Source organism: Okibacterium fritillariae (assembly GCF_052783725.1).
This window is the reverse complement of sequence record NZ_CP199917.1, coordinates 1,883,301-1,903,649: the sequence shown is the minus strand read 5'-3', so window position 1 is coordinate 1,903,649 and position 20,349 is coordinate 1,883,301. Positions and strand designations below refer to the sequence as shown.

Here is a 20,349-nt window from a genome sequence, read left to right as displayed (position 1 = left end):
CCGCCTCCCAGCCTAGGTTGGACGCTCCGCCGAGGCCTGCCGCGGCCTACCCCCAGTAGACGGGCTACGCGCCGACCGTGCCCCCGTGCACCGACTGCGGGCGCCCTCCTCTGAGTGCCACCCGGGAATCTTCGACCCCGGCTTGACCTGGAGTGCACTCCAGGGAGCAAGCTGGACCGGTGAGCACAACTGAACTGGCCCCACCCGCGGCCGACCTCGACGCCGACATCCCCGCCGACGGTTTGACGATCGGCCAGGTCGCCGCCCGCACGGGGCTCAGCATCGACACCCTCCGCTATTACGAGAAGGAGGGTTTGACGCTCGCGTCGCCCGAGCGATCGGTGTCGGGCCAGCGCCGTTATTTCGCGGCCGACCTGCGCTGGATCGGGAGCCTCGTGATGTTGCGGCGCACGGGCATGCCGATTCGCGACATCCGGCGTTTCGTCGCGCTGTCGCGGGTGGCCGCCAACGAGTCCGAGCGGCTCGAGATGTTAGAGGGCCACCGCCTGCGGGTGCTCCACGAACTGCGGGAGGTTCAGAATCACCTCGCCGCCATCGAACGCAAGATCGCGTTCTATCGAGAGAAAGTAGATCACGCATGAAGACTGTTGCACTGGGAAGCCAGGGGCTCATCGTTCCCGTCGAGGGTTTCGGCGCCATGGGGATGAGCGCGTTCTATGGGCCGCGCGACGACGTCGAGTCGGTCGCCACCCTGAACCGCGCCGTCGACCTGGGCGTCACGTTCATCGATACGGCCGAGATCTATGGCCCGTTCCTCAACGAGCAGCTCATCGCCAATGCGTTGGGTTCGCGCCGCGACGAGATCCAGATCGCCACGAAGTTCGGCAGCGAGGTGGTGGTGGGGGAGAACGGCCCCGAGCGCCGCGCCCTCAACGGTTCGCCCGAGTATGCGCGCACGGCTCTCGAGCGTTCGCTGAAGCACCTGAACACGGATGTCATCGACCTCTACTACCTGCACCGTGTCGACCCCAACGTTCCCATCGAGGACACGGTGGGTGCCATGGCGGAGTTCGTGGCCGAGGGCAAGGTGCGTTACATCGGCCTGTCCGAGGCGGCGCCCGACACGATCCGTCGCGCCCACGCGGTGCACCCCATCACGGCGATTCAGACCGAGTATTCGTTGTTCGAGCGTGAGCCCGAGGCGAATGGCGTGCTCGACACGGTGCGCGAGCTGGGCATCGGTTTCGTCGCCTATTCGCCGCTCGGCCGCGGTTTCCTGTCGGGCCAGATCCGCAGTGTCGCCGACTTCCCCGACGACGACTTCCGCAAGAACCTGCCGCGTTTCAGCGAGGAGAACATCCAGGGCAACCTGCGGGTGGTCGACCGCTTGACCGAGCTGGCCGAGTCGAAGGATGTAACGCCGTCGCAGTTGGCTCTGGCGTGGTTGTTCGCGCAGAACGTGGTGCCGATTCCGGGCACGAAGCGTCGCACGTTCCTCGAGGAGAACGCCGAGGCCGCGGAGATCGTGTTGTCGCCGGAGGAGCTGCAGTCCATCGAGGATGTCGCGCCGCGCGGTGCGGCGGTCGGCACCCGTTACGACGCCGCGGGTATGGCTTCGACCTACCGCTAGCCCGGCGCGGGGTGGAGGCGTGGGCCTAGCGCCCGCCTCCGCCTCCGCCGCCCCCGCCACCTCCGGCGAAGCCTCCGCCCATGGAGCCGCCGGATGAGCTGCTGCCTCCCGATGAGGACCAGGGCGTCGATGCGGCGACGGACGTGGCGCTCATGCTGGCGATGTTGGCGTGGAACAGGGCGGCGTTGAATCCGGCGTTCGAGGCGTACCAATCGGGTGCGTAGCCGGCCTGGGCGTAGTAGGCGCTGAGCGCGTCGGCCCAGTCCTCTTCGACGTCCCACAGCACGGCATAGGGCAACAGCTTCTCGTAGACCTTGAGCACCTGCCGGTTGTCGCCCACGTCGACGCGCTCGGCGCCCTGCGGGCTCTGCAGCACGCGGAACCGGTCGGCCTCGGCAAGTGTCAGGTACTCCTTCATGCCGAGCAGGTAGTCGCGCCGTTCGGCACCCTCGGCCGTGAGCGCTTCGCGCGGGGAGGTGAGCACGCAGGTCAGGATGAAGAGGGCGACACCGCCGAACCCGCCGATGACGGTCCACGCGTTGCTGCCGTAGCTCGGGATGGCGGCGATCATGATGACGACGCCCGCGACGGCGACCAGTCCGGCGATGATGCGCAGGAACGCTGCCCCCGCTACGTTGGCGCGGCGACGATAGCCGGCGGCCTTCGCCTTCGAGCCGGCCTTCGACTGCTGCGTGTTGAGCGCGGCCGTGAGCGTTTCGCTCTTGGCGCCGAGGTCACGGATCGCCCCGGGCACGAGCTCGTGCCCGAACAAGATGCGCAGCGTCGCGAGATCGGTCTCGGTCGCCCCTTTTGGACCGATGTATTCGACGAGGAAGCCGTCGCCCTTGCCGTGTTCGTTCTGCGCGCCCTCGTCTTGGATGATCCGCAGGTTGCGCCGCACGGCCAGGCGGATGATCTGGGCCGATGTGGCCTTCGATTCTTTGCCGATCAGGTTGCTGGCGGTGTAGAGGTCGAGGTCTTCGGGCTCGCTGTACTGCGGGATGATCGTGCCGCGCCCCGGGTGGTCGCGCGTGCTGCGTCGGCGCAGAAGACCGGCGATGCCCGTCGCCACGAGGCCGAGCCCGCCGACGACGCCGGGCACGACCGTGAACGCGGGCAGCGTGGCCGGGCGAACGGGCTGCGTGAACGTGCCCTTGTCGAAGCCGATTGCCACCGTGAAGGTGTTCGACGGCTGAAGCTCCTGGGGTGCGATCGTGAAGCTCGTGCCGCTGCCCGTCGCCTGTTCGGTGAGCGCGCAGTCGTCGGTCGAACCTTGGCGGCCGACGTAGCAGGCGCTGTTGCCCGTGAGGCTGTCGACGAGCCCGGGAGCGATCTCGACGGTCGCGGATGCCTCGGCGAACGGTTGCGCGAACCCGGTGCCCGGCATATCCCAGTAGAACTCGTCGGCGTCGGTGTCTTCGAACGTGCCGACCACGTTCTTCTGCGTGTAGTGGATCACGTAGGTCTGCTCGCCGCGCACATAGTCGTCGGTGCCGAGCGCGAGGGTGATGAAGCCGTCGTCGTTGTCGAGCTCGTAGGGCACGTCCTGCCCGCTCTCGTCGACGACGGACTCGACGGTCGTGTCGAGCGGCACGCCCTCGTAGGTCTCGGGGATTGCTCGGATGATGCCTTTGTTTTGATCGAAGTCGGGGAATTCGGCGACGAAGGTCTCGGTGGCATCGAGGGTGGAATAGCCGTCGGAGTCGCGGTTGACGAGGTACCGGGCGTCGAACTGCGAGAACGTGAAGTTCGAGACGTTGTCGTCGTCGTCGGACGCGTGGAGGCTGCCGGCCATGGCCGACGTCGCGCCCGCCAGAGCGAGCACACCTCCGGCGGTCACGGCGATGAGGGCCGTCAGGCGGGCACGGAAACCGGTTTCACGTCGTCGTCTCACGGTGTCAGCCTAGGTCGCGATGCCGTTGGTGTCCCGGGTTGCCGCGCTCTCATGCCGAGATTTCCCCCTCGCGGGGGAGCCAGACGCCGGGAGCCAGACACCGGAGCTCCCTCGACGGTGGGAGTCGACCAGGTGGGTGTCGACGATGCCGACAGCCTCCATGAGCGCGTGCATGGTGGTGGGGCCGACGAACGCGAACCCTTTCTTCTTGAGCGCCTTCGACAGGGCGATCGACTCGGCCGACGTCGTGGGCACCTCGGCCATGGTGGCCGGGCGGGGAGTCTCGGCAGGCTGGAACGACCAGACGAAGTCGACGAGCCCGCCCTCCTCGCGCAATGCGATGGTGGCCCGGGCATTGGTGATCGCCGCCAGGATCTTCAGGCGGTTGCGCACGATGGCTGCGTCGTGCATGAGGCGCTCGACATCCCGCTCGTCATAACGCGCGACCACGTCGGGGTCGAAATCGTCGAACGCCGCCCGAAAGCCCGGCCGTTTGCGCAGGATCGTCGCCCACGACAGGCCGGACTGGAACGCCTCGAGCGTCAACCGCTCGTAGAGCCCGCGCTCGTCACGCACCGGCATGCCCCACTCGGTGTCGTAGTACTCGCGCATGAGCGGATCGACCGACGCCCAGTAGGGCCGGAGCAGGCCGTCTTCACCCGCAACGACACCGGCTCGCGCGGAGCTGGCGGGAGGGGTGGACGGGGCGGGGGAGGATTCGGCGGAAGGCATGTTTCGAGCCTAGGGCGAACCCTCGACATCCCCACCGGTGAGTGCCAATCTGTGGATAACCAGGAACAACCCGAGCGAGGGAGAACCCATGTTCACAACGGAGGCGGCCTTCAGCGGCTTCAGCGTCGACGACATCGAAGCCGCCGAGACGTTCTATCGAGACATCCTCGGCCTCACGGTCGAACGCACCGAGATGCGCACACTCATGGTGACGCTGCCGGGTGGGGGCGAGCACGTCATCTATCCCAAACCCACGCATGTGCCCGCCGACTTCACGGTGTTGAACTTCGCCGTCAGCGATGTCGATCGCGCGGTCACCGAGCTCAACGACCTCGGGGTCGTGACGAAGATCTATGCCGACGACGAATTGTCCGGCGTCCGCACCGACGAGCGCGGCGTGGCAAAAGGTTTCGGGCCCGACATCGCCTGGTTCCGCGACCCCGCCGGCAACGTGCTCTCGGTCATCAAAGCCGACCGGTAAGCGCCGCCCCACCACCACGACTGCCACCACGACCGCCACCGCCACCACGGGCGACGACCGCCGGCCCAGGACATTCGAGGGACCACGTGCCCGGGCCCCCCGCCGACCGAGGTCGACGAGAGGCCCGAACACCGACCGCTCCGAGAGCTAGCGGTCCATCCGAGACTGCGGCGCAGCGAGGCTCCGGCGTCGGCGCGCGATCGTCACGATCAGGGCGGCACTGAGCAGCAGGGTTCCGGCAAGCGCGGCCGAAGCGACATCCGAACCGGTCGTCGACAATTCGGCCGTGCCCTGACTGGCGCGCTCCGAGGTCGGCGGCAGGAGAACCGCGCCCCCGCCCGCAACAACGGCGCCGTCGGGGGTCGAGGGCTCATCGGTCCCGGGTGTCCCCGTCCCGGGCTCCCCGGTCTCCCCGCCCTCCGGGTCACCGGTTGCGGGCTCATCCGTCCCAGGCTCCCCGGTCCCAGGTTCCCCGGTCCCAGGTTCCCCGGTCCCAGGTTCCCCGGTCCCAGGTTCCCCGGTCCCAGGATCGCCGGGCTCACCCCGTCCCCGGCGTCTCGACCTCGGGACCCGCCGCATCCGTCGTCACCGCAAAACCGATGCGCACCGGGTTCGGGGCCTTCCGGGCGTCACCGCCGGCGCCGCTCGCGATCCACCAGCCGCGCAGGCCGTCCGTCATGTAGTCGACGAACTCGGCCGGGAAGCTGTCCGGGTAGACGCGGCCGGGCTGCGCGGGCTTCAGATAGGCGCGACCCGCATAGTCGGGAGAGACCACGAGGGTGCGCGCCGCATCCACGGCGCTACGGTCCCCGGCGGGGAAGGTCGCCACGACCACGCGCCGATAACCGGGGGACACGCTCGTCGCCGACTCGCCCCACGCCACATCGAACGACAGGGTTCCGGTGCCCGTCGCATCCACGCGCAATACCGGGTTCGCGAACGTCGTGAACACATCCGGGGCCAGCGTCTTGTACTGCCGGTACTCGACCGCACCGGGCCACACGATCTCGCTTTCACCCGAGCTGTCGACGGTCCACCCGCGCCCGCCCGCAAACGTGAACACGTTGTCCGCGGCGAGGCTCACCCCGTCGCCGAACACCGTGGCGGGCCAATCGGTCGCATAGTTCGACACATTCCACGACAGGGTGTTGTCGCGGGTGAAAACGGCACCGGATGCCGCGGCCCCCAGCTCGGGCGCCGCGGGCCCGCCGAACACCTGGTTGGTCACCGGGCCGCCCGGTTCGGGTGTCGGATCGGTGTCGGCGCCCTGACCGGGGGCGGGCGACAGCGCGGTCACGACGGGGATGGCGCCCGAGCGGGTCACCTGCGACACGGCGCTCGTCGTCGCACTCACGCTCGAACCGCTGTAGGGGTGAGACACATAGGCCGCGCCGGTCGACGCGTTGAGGGCCAGGCCCCACACATTCGCCGCACCGACGCCCGTGCCCGAGGTGACACCCTCGGCCGTGAAGTCGAGCGTGGCACCGACGGTCCACGTGGCCGGGTCGACGACGCTCAGGGTGTTGTCGTAGCCGTTGACGGCCGAGACCTCGTGCGTCGTCGCGTTGACCGCGATCTCGCGCACGGTCGTGCCGAGTTCGACGGGGGAGCCGAGGATCTTCCCCGTGCGGGTATCCACGGTCAGCATCTTCGCGCGGGAGAACGCGTCGCCGATCTTCGGCTCGACCGTCACATAGAGGTGCACGAGCGCCTCGTCGACGGCGAGCTGGGTGGGGCGGCCCGACACGGCCGTGCCGTCGAAGGTGAACGCGCTGATGGGGATCTGCACGTCACTTTTCCAGGCCCCGGTCGCGAGGTCGAGGGCGGTGACGACGCCCGCGCGGCCCTCGGCGATCCAGAGCACGCCCGTCGCGGCATCCAGCTGCATGTCCTTCAGCAGCGGGTACTTCTCGGCCGAGATGGCGGTGGTTGTCACGGCTTTGGTGTCGAGATCCACCACGGTCACGGTGCTCGTGGCGATATAGGCCTTGCGCGCGGCACTGTCGATGGTCAGCACCGACGGCGTGGAGGGAAGACCCGTGATCCGGTCGACCACGGTGGCGCTCGCCGGGTCCACGATGTCGAGGATGCCTCCGCGATACGTGGCGCTGTAGATCAGGCCCGTGCGCTCGTCGACGTCGACCAGCGACGGCTCGGGCGAGACCTCCACGCTCGTCGGGGCGCTCGCGAAAGCCCCCTCCGTGGTCCATTGCACGAGTCCGGGCGTGCCGGCGCCGCGGTCGCTCGGAGCGATGACCCGCCCGCGCACGCTGTCGATGGCGATGTCGCGAGCCTGTTGACCGAGCGCGATGCTCGCGGTGCGGGTCAACGATGCCGAGGTCACGGCCGCGGGAGAGGTGGTCTCGGCGGTGGCCGCCGCCGGGGTGAGAAGCGGGACGAGCAGGAGCGCTCCCGCGAGGGGTGCTGCGAGCCACCCTCGATGTGCTGTGTTCACAAAGGATCTTTCGTTTCGGGCGCGACGAATACCGCCTGGGCAGGCGGGGGGATGTCGCGGGAGAGGTTGTTAGGCATACCTACATTAGGGCAGCCTTACCTAATTAACCAAGCGCGAGCGAGGGTGATGAAACCCCTATTTGTGAAGCATCCTCACCAGTAACATGAGACGTCGCGAGCGCGACGATCCATATTCCGAGGGGAAATCCAGCCGTGTTCGAACTCATGACGACCTACGACTCCGACCAGGTCGGAGCGATCTCCACCTTCTACAGCGCCAGCGGCCTCATCAGCTACGTGCTCATGGTGGTGGCGTTGTGGCCGGTGTTCGTGAAAGCCGGTCGGCCCGGATGGGCCGCCCTCATCCCGATCTTCAACATCTACACGTTGGTGAAGGTGGCCAACCGCCCCGGATGGTGGACGATCCTCTACTTCATCCCGATCGTCAACATCGTCATCCACATCCTCGTGGCTCTCGACATCGCCGCGGCTTTCCGTCGTTCGGCCGTGTTCGGCGTCGTCGGCCTGTGGTTGTTCTTCATCATCGGCTTCCTGATCCTCGGATACGGCAAGTCGCAGTACCAGGGTGTGCCGCGCGGCAACCAGCGCCCCGCGGTGGCGTAACCGCCCTGCGGTCGCTCAACCGCCCGCGGGCATGAAGCCGCCCGCCGCGAGAGGCCCGTCATCCACGGATGGCGGGCCTTTTCTGTGCCCGTCAATGTTGGTTTATGTGTGACTATCTGTGTTTGTGTTGCATTGGAGGAATCTTCGTGCCTACAATCATCCCCAACACCGCACACGACATACCGTCAAGGACGACACATGTATCAAGCAGAGCGACACGCACTCATCACCGACGTGCTGCACACCGCGGGCCGCGTGTCGGTCTCCGATCTTTCCCGCCGCTTCGACGTCACCGCCGAGACCGTGCGCCGTGACCTCGACCAGCTCGAAGCCGCCGGCCTGCTGCGCCGCGTGCACGGGGGAGCCGTCACGGCCGATCGCACGAGCGTGGCCGAATCGAGCATCGCCGTGCGGCAGGAGCAGCGCAGCGAAGCCAAGGACGCCATCGCCCACGCCGCCTTTCGCATGCTGCCGCCCACCTTCTCGGGCTCGATCGTGCTCGACGCGGGAACCACCACGGGCCGCCTGGCCGAACTGCTCGCCGAGTGGACCCCGGTCTCCGAGTCGCAGACCCTCACGGTCATCACCAACTCGGTGCCGATTGCCGCCGTGCTGCACCAGAGCCCGCACCTCGAACTGCACCTCGTCGGCGGTCGCGTGCGGGGCATCACGAGCGCCGCGGTCGGCACCTCGACGGTCGATGAGCTCTCGCGCATCCGCCCCGACATCGCCTTCATCGGCGCCAACGGCCTGAGCGCCGACTTCGGCCTCTCCACGCCCGACGAACTCGAGGGCGCCGTCAAGGCGGCCATCGTGCGCGGCGCCCGGCGCGTCGTCGCCCTCGTCGACTCGACGAAGGTGGGCGAAGAGGCCCTCTTCCGGTTCGCCGACCTCGACCACCTCGACACCCTCATCACGGATGCCGCGCTCCCCGCCGATCTCGACGACGCGCTGGGCCTCGCCGATGTCGAAACGGTGCTCGCATGATCGTCACGCTCACGGCCAATCCGTCCCTCGACCGCACGGTCGAGCTGGGCGCCCCGCTTGCCCGCGGCGACGTGCAGCGCGCGCTGACCTCTCACCAGGAGCCGGGCGGCAAGGGCGTCAACGTGTCCCGTGCCGTGCGAGCCTCGGGCCTCGATACCGTCGCGGTGCTGCCGGGCGACGACGACGATGCGCTCGTCGTGGCCGTGCGGGCCCTCGGCATCGAGGTGGCGAACGTGCCGGTCGGCGCGTCGCTCCGCTCCAACCTCACGCTCACCGAACCCGACGGCACGACGACGAAGATCAACGAACCCGGGCCGCGGCTGAGCACCCCGGCGCGCGCCGAGCTCGTGACCCTCGTGGCCGGGCACGCCGCATCCGCTCGCTGGCTGGTTCTGGCCGGCTCGGTGCCCCCCGGCGCGGGCGACGACTTCTATGTCGACGTGCTGACCGCCGTGGATGCCGCGCCCACCCGCCCCTTCGTCGCGGTCGACGGCTCGGGCGCCCCGTTCGAGGCGCTCGTCTCCTCGGGTCACCGCATCGACCTCATCAAACCGAACGCCGCCGAACTGGCCGAGGTCACGGGGGAGGGCGACGAGGACTCCTTCGAGGCCGATCCCGCAGCCGCCGCCGCCGCGGCCGCCCGCTTGATCGAAGCGTCGTCGCTGGCGCCCTCGCGCGACAGCCACGTGCACACCCCCGGTTTCTCACCCGACGGCACCCCGCGCTGCGACGACCACGGCGGCGTGCGAGCGGTCCTCTGCACGCTCGGCTCGCGCGGCGCCGTGCTCGTCACGCGCGACGGCGCCTGGTTCGCCCCCGCCCCGCGCATCACGGCCCGCTCCACGGTCGGCGCCGGCGACTCGTCGCTGGCCGGTTTCCTCTACGCCCTCACGAACGGCGCCTCGGCCCCCGACGCGCTCGCCCAGGCGGTCGCGCACGGCGCGGCGGCCGCATCCCTGCCCGGTTCGACCGTGCCCTCACCCGAACAGACCCACCCCGGCGACATCGTCGTCAGCCCGATTCCGCGCATCGCCGCCGGACTCCAGTAAGGAGATTGTCCCCATGTCCGATCTGATCACACCGTCCCTGGTGCTGCTCGACGTGAACCTCGGCGCCGAGCGTTCCGAGGTCATCCGCGCCCTCGCCGGGCTCGTCGTCGACGCCGGTCGCGCGTCCGATGTCGACGCCCTCTACGCCGATGCGTGGGAGCGCGAGGGCAAGACCGACACCGGCATCCCGGGCGGCATCGCCATCCCGCACTGCCGTTCGACCGCCGTCAACACGCCGACGCTCGCCATGGCCCGCCCGAACCCCGCCGTCGACTTCGGCGCCAAGGACGGCCCCGCCGACCTCATCTTCTTCATCGCGGCCCCGGATGGCGCCGACCAGACCCACCTCGCGCTGCTGTCGAAGCTCGCCCGGTCGCTCATCAAGAAGGACTTCACGGCGGCCCTGCGCCAGGCGAAGACGCCCGCCGAGATCGTGTCGCTCGTCGAGGGCGCCGTGGCCGACAAGCCCGCAGCGAGCCCGGATGCCGCAGCCGCAGCATCCGCGTCACCCGCCGGCGAATCCTCCGCCGCATCGACCTCCGGCCCGGCGCACGCGGCCCCCGCCGTTCAGTCCGCAGCCCAGCCGACCGCCGCGGCCGCCACCTCGACCGACCAGGCCGCGCCCGCCTCGGCCCCCGCCGAGAAGCCCCTCCTCGTCGGCGTCACCGCCTGCCCCACGGGCATCGCCCACACCTATATGGCCGCCGATTCCCTCGTCGCCGCGGCCGAACGCGCGGGTGTCGAGCTGCACATCGAGACGCAGGGCTCGTCGGCCGCCACGCCGCTCGACCCGAAACTCATCGAGCGCGCCTCGGCCGTCGTCTTCGCGGTCGACGTCGACGTGCGCGACCGCGCCCGCTTCGCCGGCAAACCCGTCATCCAGGCGCCCGTCAAGCGCGGCATCGACGAACCCGACGAGATGGTCGCCGAGGCCCTCGCGGCCGCCACCGACCCGAACGCGCGACGCGTTCCGGGCGCGGGTGCCGGTGTCGCCGGCGCCGACGCCTCCGCCGATCAGGGTGGCATCGACGAGCACTTCGGCCAGAAGCTCAAGCGCTGGCTGCTCACGGGCGTCAGCTACATGATCCCGTTCGTCGCCGGCGGTGGCCTCTTGATGGCCCTCGGTTTCCTCTTCGGCGGCTACCAGATCAGCGATGTCGCGAAAGACATCATCGTGCAGAACAGCGTGTTCAACCTGCCCGAGCAGGGGCTGCTCTACTACCTGGGCGCGGTCTTCTTCGCCATCGGTAACGCGTCGATCGCGTTCCTCGTGCCGGCCCTCGCGGGCTACATCGCCTACGCCATCGCCGACCGGCCGGGCATCGCGCCCGGTTTCACGGCCGGTGCCGTGTCGCTCCTCATGGGTGCCGGTTTCATCGGCGGTCTCGCGGGTGGTCTGCTGGCCGGTGGCATCGCCTACGCCCTCGGTCGCCTGAAGGTGGCGCGCTGGTTGCGCGGTCTCATGCCCGTCGTCATCATCCCGCTCGTCGGCTCGATCGTCGCCTCCGGACTCATGGTCGTGGTGTTGGGCGGCCCGATCGCCGCGCTCACTACGGGCCTGAACACGTGGCTCAGCTCGCTGACCGGCGCATCGGCCGTCGTGCTCGGAATCATCCTCGGTGCCATGATGGCCGTCGACCTCGGTGGACCGATCAACAAGGTCGCCTACTCGTTCGCCGTCGCGGGTCTCGGTGCCGGCAGCCTCTCGAACGAAGCCCCCTGGCAGATCATGGCCACCGTCATGGCCGCCGGGATGGTGCCGCCGCTCGCTCTCGCCCTCGCCACCGTGCTCGACCGCAAGCTCTTCACGGCCGTCGAGCGCGAGAACGGCAAGGCGGCCTGGGCGCTCGGCCTGGCCTTCATCTCGGAGGGAGCGATCCCGTTCGCGGCCGTCGACCCTCTGCGCGTCATCCCCGCCTCCATCCTCGGCGCGTCCACCACGGGTGCCATCATCATGGCCTCGGGCGTCACGTCGCAGGCTCCCCACGGCGGTGTGTTCGTGTTCTTCGCCATCGGCAACTTCGGCATGTTCCTGGTCGCCATCCTGGTGGGCATGATCGTCTCGGCGCTGGCCGTCATCGCGTTGAAGCGGTGGGTGCGCAAGCGTCCCACGGTGGCAGCGGATGGCACGGGCGCTGGTTCCTCGGTCACCTCCGGCTCCGTGCGCGAACCGGCCCCCGCGGCCTAAACTCCTAGGGCGGATGCCGCGAGCCGCTGCATCCGCCCGCACCACTCTTGCGAGGACCCGACTATGAGCAACACGTCCATCCCGTCCACGGCATCGGCGCCCGACGCCCCCGCCGCTTCTTCCGACATCACGGGTGTGGGCGTCAGCCCCGGCCGGGTCATCGGTCGGGTCGCCCGCATGGCCCCACCCGTCGAGGCCCCCGATCCGGCCGAGAAGGCCGCGCCGGGTCGCAGCATCGACGACGAATACGCCCGCATCACGGATGCCGCAGCCGTCGTCCAGGCCGAACTCACGGCCCGCGCCGAGACCGTCTCCGGTGACGCGCGCGACGTGCTCGAGGCGACCGCGCTCATGGCCTCCGATCCCACGCTCGCGAAGGCCGCGAAGAAGCTGCTCGACGACGGCCGCAGCGCCGAACGCGCCGTCTGGGAGGCGGGAACGTCGATCGCCGAACAGTTCGCGGCCCTCGGCGGCTACATGGGGGAGCGCGCGCAAGACGTCTACGACGTGCGCGCCCGCCTTGTGGCCGCCCTCCGCGGTGTCTCGGCACCCGGCCTGCCGAACCCCGGCCACCCCTACGTGCTTGTCGCCGTCGACCTCGCGCCGGCCGACACGGCAACGCTCGACCCGGCCCAGGTCATCGCGCTCGTCACGAGCGACGGCGGCCCCCAGTCGCACACGGCCATCCTCGCGCGCGCCCTCGGCATCCCCGCCGTCGTGGCGGCGCCGCAGGCCACGACGCTGGTCGACGGGGTCGAGGTCTATGTCGACGGAACCCGCGGCCGCGTCATCCCCGACCCGTCGGACGCCGAACGCGCCGACGCCGACCTCGCCGCCCGTCAGTCCGAGGCCCTCGTGCCCTTCGACGGCACCGGTCGCCTGTCCGACGGCCACGAGGTCGCCCTGCTCGCCAACATCGGCGGCGTCAAAGATGCTGCGGCAGCCGTCGACGCGAACGCGCAGGGTGTCGGCCTCTTCCGCACCGAATTCCTCTTCCTCGGCCGCGACACCGAACCCTCCGTCGAGGAGCAGGTGTCCGACTACCGCGCCGTCTTCGCGGCGTTCCCCGGCAAGAAGGTCGTGTTGCGCACGCTCGACGCGGGCGCCGACAAACCCCTCGCGTTCCTCACCAACGACGACGAGCCCAACCCGGCTCTCGGCATCCGTGGCTATCGCACGTCGCTCGAGAAGCGTCAGGTGCTCGTCAACCAGCTGCGCGCCATCCAGACCGCACGCGAGGCCGAGAACGCGGATGTCTGGGTCATGGCCCCCATGATCGCCACCGCCGACGAGGCCGCCGACTTCGTGGGTCTCTGCCGCGAGGCGGGGCTGCCCACCAACGGCGTCATGATCGAGGTGCCGTCGGCCGCCCTGACGGCCGCGCACATCTTCGCCACGGCCGATTTCGTGAGCCTCGGCACCAACGACCTCACGCAGTACACGATGGCCGCCGACCGCCAGCTCGGCTCGCTCTCGGCGCTCAACGACCCGTGGCAGCCCGCTGTGCTCCAGCTCGTGCAGCACGTCGGCCAGGCGGGTCGAGCAGCGGTCAGCACCGGAGCGAGTGCGGGCTCGGCGTCGGGAGTCGACGCCGGCACAGGCGCGGCCTCCGCCTCGGCCACGACGGGCAAACCGGTCGGCGTGTGCGGCGAGGCCGCAGCCGATCCGGCCCTCGCGGTCGTGCTCGTGGGCCTCGGCGTCACGACGCTCTCGATGACATCACGCGCCATCCAGGCCGTCTCCACCGTGCTGCGCTCGGTCACGCTCGACGAGGCGCAGACCATCGCCGCCGCGGTCGTCGCCGCCCCGACAGCCGCCGACGCCCGTCGCATCGCGCGCGAACACCTCCCCATCCTCGAGACGCTCGGTCTCTGACCGCTCCGTCTCTGACCGCTCGGTCTCTTACCGCTCATCCGCACCATCCGATCCATCCGCACCTGAGGAGAACACCATGGCCGAACGCCAAGCCACCATCGCCAGCCGCGTGGGACTGCACGCCCGCCCCGCGTCGCTCTTCATCGACGCCGTCAACCGCCAGCCGGTCGAGGTCACGATCGCCGCGAAGGGCAGCGACGACCTCGACGCGTCGAGCATCCTGTCGATCATGAGCCTGGGTGCCGCCAACGGCGACGTCGTCACGCTGAAGGCCGAGGGCGAGGGTGCCGAAGCAGCCCTCGAAGAACTCGCGCAGCTGCTCGAGACCGACCTCGACGCCGAATAACCCGCCCGCCCCGGGCTGTGCGCTGCCCGGGGCGCCCCGATCGACCCGACCTCACCCGTCCTCCCTGCGACGTGCCCCGTCCGCCTCGCGAGACGGAGCGGAAGCCCCGCGTGACGCGCCCCGGCATCGCCCTCGATGTGACGCGCGCCGCCCCGATTGTTAGGCTCCTCTGATGCCCTCGACTCCGACGACTCCTGACCAGAAGACGCCGCCCTCGATCCATCGGTGGGTGTTCTGGCCCGCGGCCGCCATCGTCATCGTGTTCGTGGCCTTCGCCATGATCGCGCCGACCGCCGCCGAATCGGCGTTCGGAGCCATCCAGTCGAGCATCGTCGCCAACTTCGGTTGGTACTACGTGCTAATCGCCACGATCTTCGTGATCTTCAGCCTCTGGGTCGGTTTCTCGCGCTACGGCGATATCAAGCTGGGCCAGGATGACGACAAACCCGAGTTCTCGCTCGGCTCCTGGTTCTCTCTCCTCTTCGCCGCGGGCATGGGCATCGGCCTCGTCTTCTACGGCGTCAGCGAGCCGCTCAGCCACTTCGCGAACCCCCGCCCCGGAGTCACGGGCACCGAGACGCAGCTCGCCCAGTCGGCGATGTCCCAGACGTTCCTGCACTGGGGTGTGCACGCGTGGTCGATCTACGTCGTGATCGGCTTGGCGCTGGCTTACGCCATCCACCGCCGCAAGCGTCCCATGTCGATCCGGTGGACCCTCGAGCCGTTGCTCGGCAAACGCGTGCGCGGTGGCTGGGGCAACGCCATCGACGTCGTCGCGCTCGTCGGCACGCTCTTCGGTGTCGCCACGTCGCTCGGACTCGGCGTGTTGCAGATCGCGGCGGGTCTCGAGAGCACGGGCGTCGTCGAGCCCTCGAAGTTGCTCGAGATCGGCCTCATCGTCGTCATCACGTGCGTGGTGCTGTTCTCGGTGCTGTCCGGCGTGAACAAGGGCATGAAGTGGCTCTCCAACTTCAACCTCATCCTGGCCGCCCTGCTCGTGCTGTTCCTCCTGATCGTCGGGCCGACGCAGTTCCTGCTGCGTGACTTCGTGCAGTCGATGGGTGGATACATCCAGAACTTCGTGGCGCTGTCGTTCAACACGAGTGCCTACTCGGGTGCCGAGGGTGAGGCCTGGCAGGCCGCGTGGACCACGTTCTACTGGGGCTGGTGGATCTCGTGGGCGCCCTTCGTCGGCATCTTCATCGCGCGCATCTCGCGCGGCCGCACGGTGCGCCAGTTCGTCGCGGGCGTCATCCTCGTGCCCACGATCATCACGTGCCTGTGGTTCAGCGTCTTGGGCGGCACGGCCATCTACTCCGAGCTGCAGGGTCCCGGCGGTCTCGTCGGTGCCGACGGCCAGGTGGATGTCGAGGGTTCCCTCTTCGAGATGCTCGGCCAGTTGCCCGCGGGCTCCGTCCTGACGGTCGGCGCCATCATCCTCATCGGAATCTTCTTCGTCACGTCCGCCGACTCCGGCTCCCTCGTCATGGGCATGATCGCCTCGGGCGGCCAGGTCGAGCCGAAGCGCTGGGTGCGCGTATTCTTCACGCTCACGACGGCCTTGCTGGCCATCGCCCTGCTGCTCTCGGGCGGGCTCAATGCGCTCAAGACGGCGGCCATCATCATTGCGCTGCCGTTCAGCGTGATCATGCTGCTGATGTGCTGGTCGACCGCTCTGGCCTTCGGCCGGGAACAGCGCGCCTACGAGCGTGCGCGCCGCGCCCAGTTCGTCGACCACATCGGCGAGTACTACGGGCTCGAGGTCGAGGCGCCCGCCGAGCGCGAACCGGCCGGTTTCTTCAGCAATCTGCTGCGGCGGCTACCGATTCCCGCGCGTGATGTCTCGCACGGTGCCGCGGCGGCTCGCGCGGACGCGTCGGCGATCCCGGAGGCCACGGATGACGCCCCGCACACGGCCGGGGAGGCCGGTCACGACGGCGATGAGGCGGCGCACGCCCAGTCATCCGCGACCGTCGGCTCTGATCCCGCCCCCGCTGACGGCTCGTCGCGACGGGACCAGACGTCCTCTGGCTCAACGGACTAGGTTCCTGACGCTGACGCTGACGCTGACGCTGACGCTGACGCTGACGCTGACGCTGTGATGTCGCCGATTGAGTCGGCCCGGCCCGCGCCAAGCGGCCGGGCCGAACGTCGGTTCCTGGGCCTCGCTCGACTCGCACCCGCAACCGCACGTTCGCTGCAAGCATCCTGAGAACCGGATGCCGGGAGCCCTCCTGTCACCGGGCCGCCAGCTTCGCCCGGTATCGTTTTTCGCGAGCGCCGCGGCGGCCGAGCGGCTCTCACGGCTTCCGTCTGTGTGGCACGCACCGCGCGCATCCCGACGACGCCCCTCCCGCAAGCCAGCCGCGCACCCACCCCCGGAGGACGACCCGATGCCCGAGTCACCCGCTCAGGTCACGCCCTACCAGGTGCTCGGTGTCGCGCCCACGGTCGACCACGACGAGCTGCGCCGCGCCTACCGCCGCAAGCTGCGCGAGACGCATCCCGACACCGGGGGAGACGCCGTGCGCTTCGCGGCCGTCCAACGCGCCTGGCAGAAGGTCGGCGACCCGGCCGATCGCGCCGCCTACGACCGCGGCGCCTCGTCGCCGAGTGGGTCGGCCGCCTGGCCCACCGACGGTTCGTCGTCCACCTGGGCGTCGGGATCGGGCAGCACCAGCCGCCAGCAGCACACGCGTCCCCGGGCCCGCCTCTACGGCCACCCCGGTGGTGCCGCGCGCGAGACCTATCTGCGCCTCATCCGCGAGTGGGCGGGCCGCGGTCCCGACCTGCCCGACCCCTACGACCCGGCGCTCGTGCGCTCGGCGCCGCTCGAGATCCGTCTCACGCTGGCCAAGGCCATCGCCGAGGAGGAGACGTCGGTCGTGCTCGCCGACCTCGGCATCGGCTTCACGGTGTGGAACGACGTCGATCCGGGCCGCGACGAAGACAAGATCGACCACGTGGTGCTCGGCCCGACGGGCCTCTACGCGCTCCGCTCGGAAGACCGCGGCGGCAGCGTGTCCGTGTCGCGCGGCGAGGTGACGGGCGAGAACTTCGGCGACCGCGAGCAGCCCATCCGCTCTCTCGTGCGCTCGGCGCGGGCGCTCGGGCGGTCCGCCCGGGTCAAGTTCACGGGCGTCGCCATCATCGTGCCCGACGGCTCGCTCGACAGCGAATTCGAAGAAGTCGGCCGTGCGCGTTCGCCCGAGGCCTTCGTGCTCGGCCGGTCGCGCCTCCCGCACTTCCTCCGAGCGGGTTCGGCCGACACCCCCATCGTGGGCGGCACCGAATCGTTCGAGGTGCGCACGCGTCTGCAGGCGGCCGTCCGCTTCGTCTGAGTCGCGACGAGGTCGCCGCAGCCCGCGCGTCGGGTCGCGTTCGGAGGCGTTCCGTGCCGGCATCCGCGATCCCGTCTGGGGCTCGTCTGAGCGGGATTCATCGACCTGAAGCCGCAAACGAGCATCATTCCGATATGACACCCAACCGGGGGTGAACATTCATCTCGTCTCGTGAAGAATTCGCAACACATCCGTAACACGATGACCCCTATTGTGGGGGGATGCCGCGCACGGTGTGCGGCTCTTCCGAGGGGAACATCAGTGAAGATTGAACGAAAATCTCGGCTCGCCTCCGGCGCGCTGACTTTTGCGGTGGCGGGGGCCCTGTGCCTGGCACCGGCAACGGGCGCCTTCGCCGGCACGGCGACCACCGGCGCGCAACTGACCACCACCGCAGCCGCCGCCCCGACCGCCGTCGCGGTCAAGGATGGCGAACTCATGAACTACGTCGTCAACACCGCAACGGGGGCTGAGGGCATCGCCGCCGCAACGGCCGCCGTCACGGCAGCGGGCGGCACGGTCGTCATGACCTATCCCGAGATCGGTGTCACGGTCGCGCAGTCGACGAGCGCCGCCTTCCAGAGCACGGTGCAGGCCGCGGCCGGCATCGAGTCCGCCGGACCCACGCGCACGGCCGCCGTCACCGAGGGGGCTGCATCCGGCACGCCCGGCACGCTGTCGATCCACCAGCCGTCGGCCGAAGCCGCCATCCCCGGCATCCCCACCGAGGGCAACCAGTGGGACCAGGTCACCATCGGCTCCATCAGCGCCCACGGCACCGAGACAGGCGACGGTGTTCTCGTCGGCGTCGTCGACTCGGGCATCGATATCACCAACCCCGATCTCGCCGGCCAGGTGGATGCCGCGGCCTCCGTCGGCTGCACCACCAACGGTGTGCCCAACACGGCGCAGTCCGCCTGGGTGCCCACCACCAGCGACCACGGAACGCACGTCGCCGGCACCATCGCGGCCGCCGACAACGGTGCGGGTGTCGTGGGCGTCGCCCCCGGCGCCAAGCTCGCCTCGGTGAAAGTCGTCAGCGACGACGGCTTCATCTACCCCGAATACGCCATCTGCGGCTTCATGTGGTCCGCCACCCACGGCATCGACGTGGCCAACCACAGCTACTACGTCGACCCGTGGCAGTTCTGGTGCACCGACGCCGCCGACCAGAAGGCCGGCCTCGAAGCCGTCCGTCGCGCGGTCGAGTACTCCACCGACCAGGGCGTTCTCAACGTCGCCGCCGCCGGCAACTCGGACTACGATCTCGCCAACAAGACGATCGACACCGACAGCCCCAACGACACCACGCCGGTGCCGACGCGCCCGATCAACGCCGGGTGCCTCGACATCCCGACCGAGGTCGAGGGTGTCGTCTCGGTCGCATCGCTCGCGCTGACGCCGTCCACCGGCGCCATCTCGAAGTCCTCCTTCTCGAACTACGGCCGCGACAAGATCGACGTCGCCGCTCCCGGTTCGGGCATCTGGTCGACCATCACGAAGAACGCGGCGGGTGACATCTTCGGCAGCAAGAACGGCACGTCGATGGCATCCCCGCACGTGGCCGGTGTCGCCGCTCTCCTCGCGGCCACCAACCCCTCCGCGACGCCCGCCCAGCTCGAGCAGCTGCTGAAGAGCCAGGCCACGCCGCTCCCGTGCCCCGAGGGTGACACGCGCTGCAAGCTGCCCAGCGACTTCTACGGTGCGGGCATGGTCAACGCGTCCGCCGCCGCCGGTGTCGCACCGGGTGCGGCCACCGAGGCGAGCATCGGCGTCCAGTCGAAGCGCGTCAAGCCCGGCACGCTGTTCGGCGTCGTCACCGACGGCTTCCAGCCCAACGAGCAGGTCACGTTCACGGTCGGCACGCAGGTCGCCAAGACCGTCGCCGCCGATGCGCTCGGTCGCGTCAACACGTCCGTCAACCTGCCCGCGGGTGCGGCCGACGGCGACTACCCGCTGACCGCCACGGGCACTTCGGGCAAGACCGCCACCGTCACCATGACGGCGTTCACGCTCGCGGCTCCCACGCTGGCCGCCCCGACGGTCGACCAGGTCGTCACGGCCGACTCCGTCACCGTGACCGGAAAGGGCGCCCCCGGCGCCACGGTCCAGGTCGAGCTGTACGATTCGGTGAAGTTCCCCGAGGGACCCGTCACGCGCAAGGCCCAGGCCACCCCGGCCGCCGCCAAGAGCTCGTCGTCGACCTCGGCCGACCAGTCCGCCGCCGACGTCCCCTTCGACCCGGCAGCCGGCTGGGTCTTCGGTCAGACGACCGCGGGTGCCGACGGCTCCTTCTCGGTGACCTTCACGGGTCTGCCCGACGGTGACTTCCTGGCCTACGCCCTGCAGACCGACGGTTCGCAGGTCTCGGCCTACTCCGCCGGTGTCGCGTTCTCGGTCGACACGGCCGTGGTCGCCCCCGAGCCCACCCCGGTGCCCACCGACGGTGCCACGCCGCTGCCGACCGCCCCGGGTGTCGACCCGGCGCCGGCAGCCGGCACCCCGGTGGCCTCGAACGGCTCGGGTTCCCTCCCGGCCACGGGTGCGGATGTCTCGCTGCTCGTCGGGGGAGCGAGCCTGCTCGCCGTCCTCGGCCTGCTGTTCGCGGGCTTCGCGCGTCGTCGCTCCGAGGCTCGCACGAAGGCCTGATCGCGAACCACCCCAGGGGCTGTGGTCGCGGAGACCTTCACGTCTCGCTGACTCCGCGATCGCAAGCCTCTCGAAGCTGATCACCGAAGGGGTGTTCCGGATTCTTTCCGGAACACCCCTTCGTCGCGCAACCCTCGC

Annotated in this window: 15 protein-coding genes; 12 read left to right on the top strand and 3 right to left on the bottom strand. The window is 69.6% G+C overall.

Annotated elements, in window-relative coordinates; translation table 11 throughout:
• Window positions 1–179: 179 nt before the first annotated feature.
• Both ACUWEX_RS08855 and ACUWEX_RS08850 read left to right on the top strand, forming a co-directional pair.
• Window positions 180–602 (top strand): MerR family transcriptional regulator, encoded by a 423-nt coding sequence (locus ACUWEX_RS08855; protein WP_445995990.1) that lies wholly within the window; start codon window positions 180–182, stop codon window positions 600–602.
• Entirely contained in the window at window positions 599–1,591 is a 993-nt protein-coding gene (locus ACUWEX_RS08850) for an aldo/keto reductase (RefSeq protein WP_445995989.1), read from the top strand. Before ACUWEX_RS08855 ends, ACUWEX_RS08850 begins: the two co-directional genes overlap by 4 nt.
• Before the next feature lie 25 nt (window positions 1,592–1,616).
• Here the strand turns inward: ACUWEX_RS08850 and ACUWEX_RS08845 are convergent, their stop codons facing one another.
• Window positions 1,617–3,485 (bottom strand): DUF2207 domain-containing protein, encoded by a 1,869-nt coding sequence (locus ACUWEX_RS08845; protein WP_445995988.1) that lies wholly within the window; start codon window positions 3,483–3,485, stop codon window positions 1,617–1,619.
• Between the two features lie 9 nt (window positions 3,486–3,494).
• Window positions 3,495–4,217 (bottom strand): DNA-3-methyladenine glycosylase I, encoded by a 723-nt coding sequence (locus ACUWEX_RS08840; RefSeq protein WP_445995987.1) that lies wholly within the window; start codon window positions 4,215–4,217, stop codon window positions 3,495–3,497.
• A gap of 88 nt (window positions 4,218–4,305) precedes the next feature.
• Here ACUWEX_RS08840 and ACUWEX_RS08835 point away from each other — a divergent pair, with 88 nt between their 5' ends.
• Entirely contained in the window at window positions 4,306–4,698 is a 393-nt protein-coding gene (locus tag ACUWEX_RS08835) for a VOC family protein (RefSeq protein WP_445995986.1), read from the top strand.
• A 538-nt stretch (window positions 4,699–5,236) separates the two neighbouring features.
• Here the strand turns inward: ACUWEX_RS08835 and ACUWEX_RS08830 are convergent.
• A complete protein-coding gene (locus tag ACUWEX_RS08830; RefSeq protein WP_445995985.1) occupies window positions 5,237–7,153 on the bottom strand; it encodes a hypothetical protein in 1,917 nt (638 codons plus the stop codon).
• Window positions 7,154–7,365: 212 nt separating this feature from the next.
• Here ACUWEX_RS08830 and ACUWEX_RS08825 point away from each other — a divergent pair, with 212 nt between their 5' ends.
• The 9 genes from ACUWEX_RS08825 (at window position 7,366) to ACUWEX_RS08785 (ending at window position 20,211) form a co-directional block, all read left to right on the top strand.
• Window positions 7,366–7,776 carry a DUF5684 domain-containing protein gene (locus ACUWEX_RS08825; RefSeq protein ID WP_445995984.1) on the top strand — a complete coding sequence of 137 codons (411 nt, stop codon included), beginning with the start codon at window positions 7,366–7,368 and terminating at the stop codon, window positions 7,774–7,776.
• A gap of 198 nt (window positions 7,777–7,974) precedes the next feature.
• Window positions 7,975–8,763, top strand: a complete 789-nt coding sequence (locus ACUWEX_RS08820; protein ID WP_079727722.1) for a DeoR/GlpR family DNA-binding transcription regulator — start codon at window positions 7,975–7,977, stop codon at window positions 8,761–8,763.
• The gene (locus ACUWEX_RS08815; protein ID WP_445995983.1) at window positions 8,760–9,812 is read left to right on the top strand and encodes a 1-phosphofructokinase family hexose kinase; all 1,053 of its coding nucleotides are present in this window, start codon (window positions 8,760–8,762) and stop codon (window positions 9,810–9,812) included. The genes ACUWEX_RS08820 and ACUWEX_RS08815 overlap by 4 nt, the downstream gene beginning before the upstream one ends.
• 13 nt (window positions 9,813–9,825) lie before the next feature.
• Window positions 9,826–12,000 carry a PTS fructose transporter subunit IIABC gene (locus tag ACUWEX_RS08810; protein ID WP_445995982.1) on the top strand — a complete coding sequence of 725 codons (2,175 nt, stop codon included), beginning with the start codon at window positions 9,826–9,828 and terminating at the stop codon, window positions 11,998–12,000.
• 63 nt (window positions 12,001–12,063) lie between these two features.
• Window positions 12,064–13,875 (top strand): phosphoenolpyruvate--protein phosphotransferase, encoded by a 1,812-nt coding sequence (locus tag ACUWEX_RS08805; RefSeq protein WP_445995981.1) that lies wholly within the window; start codon window positions 12,064–12,066, stop codon window positions 13,873–13,875.
• Between the two features lie 76 nt (window positions 13,876–13,951).
• Window positions 13,952–14,221 carry an HPr family phosphocarrier protein gene (locus ACUWEX_RS08800; RefSeq protein WP_079727718.1) on the top strand — a complete coding sequence of 90 codons (270 nt, stop codon included), beginning with the start codon at window positions 13,952–13,954 and terminating at the stop codon, window positions 14,219–14,221.
• Between the two features lie 172 nt (window positions 14,222–14,393).
• Window positions 14,394–16,265, top strand: coding sequence for a BCCT family transporter (locus tag ACUWEX_RS08795; RefSeq protein WP_445995980.1), 1,872 nt, complete (start codon window positions 14,394–14,396; stop codon window positions 16,263–16,265).
• Window positions 16,266–16,614: 349 nt separating this feature from the next.
• Window positions 16,615–17,562 (top strand): J domain-containing protein, encoded by a 948-nt coding sequence (locus ACUWEX_RS08790; protein ID WP_079727716.1) that lies wholly within the window; start codon window positions 16,615–16,617, stop codon window positions 17,560–17,562.
• A 261-nt stretch (window positions 17,563–17,823) separates the two neighbouring features.
• Window positions 17,824–20,211: a S8 family peptidase gene (locus tag ACUWEX_RS08785; protein WP_445995979.1), complete on the top strand. Its 2,388-nt coding sequence runs from the start codon at window positions 17,824–17,826 to the stop codon at window positions 20,209–20,211.
• The last annotated feature ends 138 nt before the right edge of the window (window positions 20,212–20,349 follow it).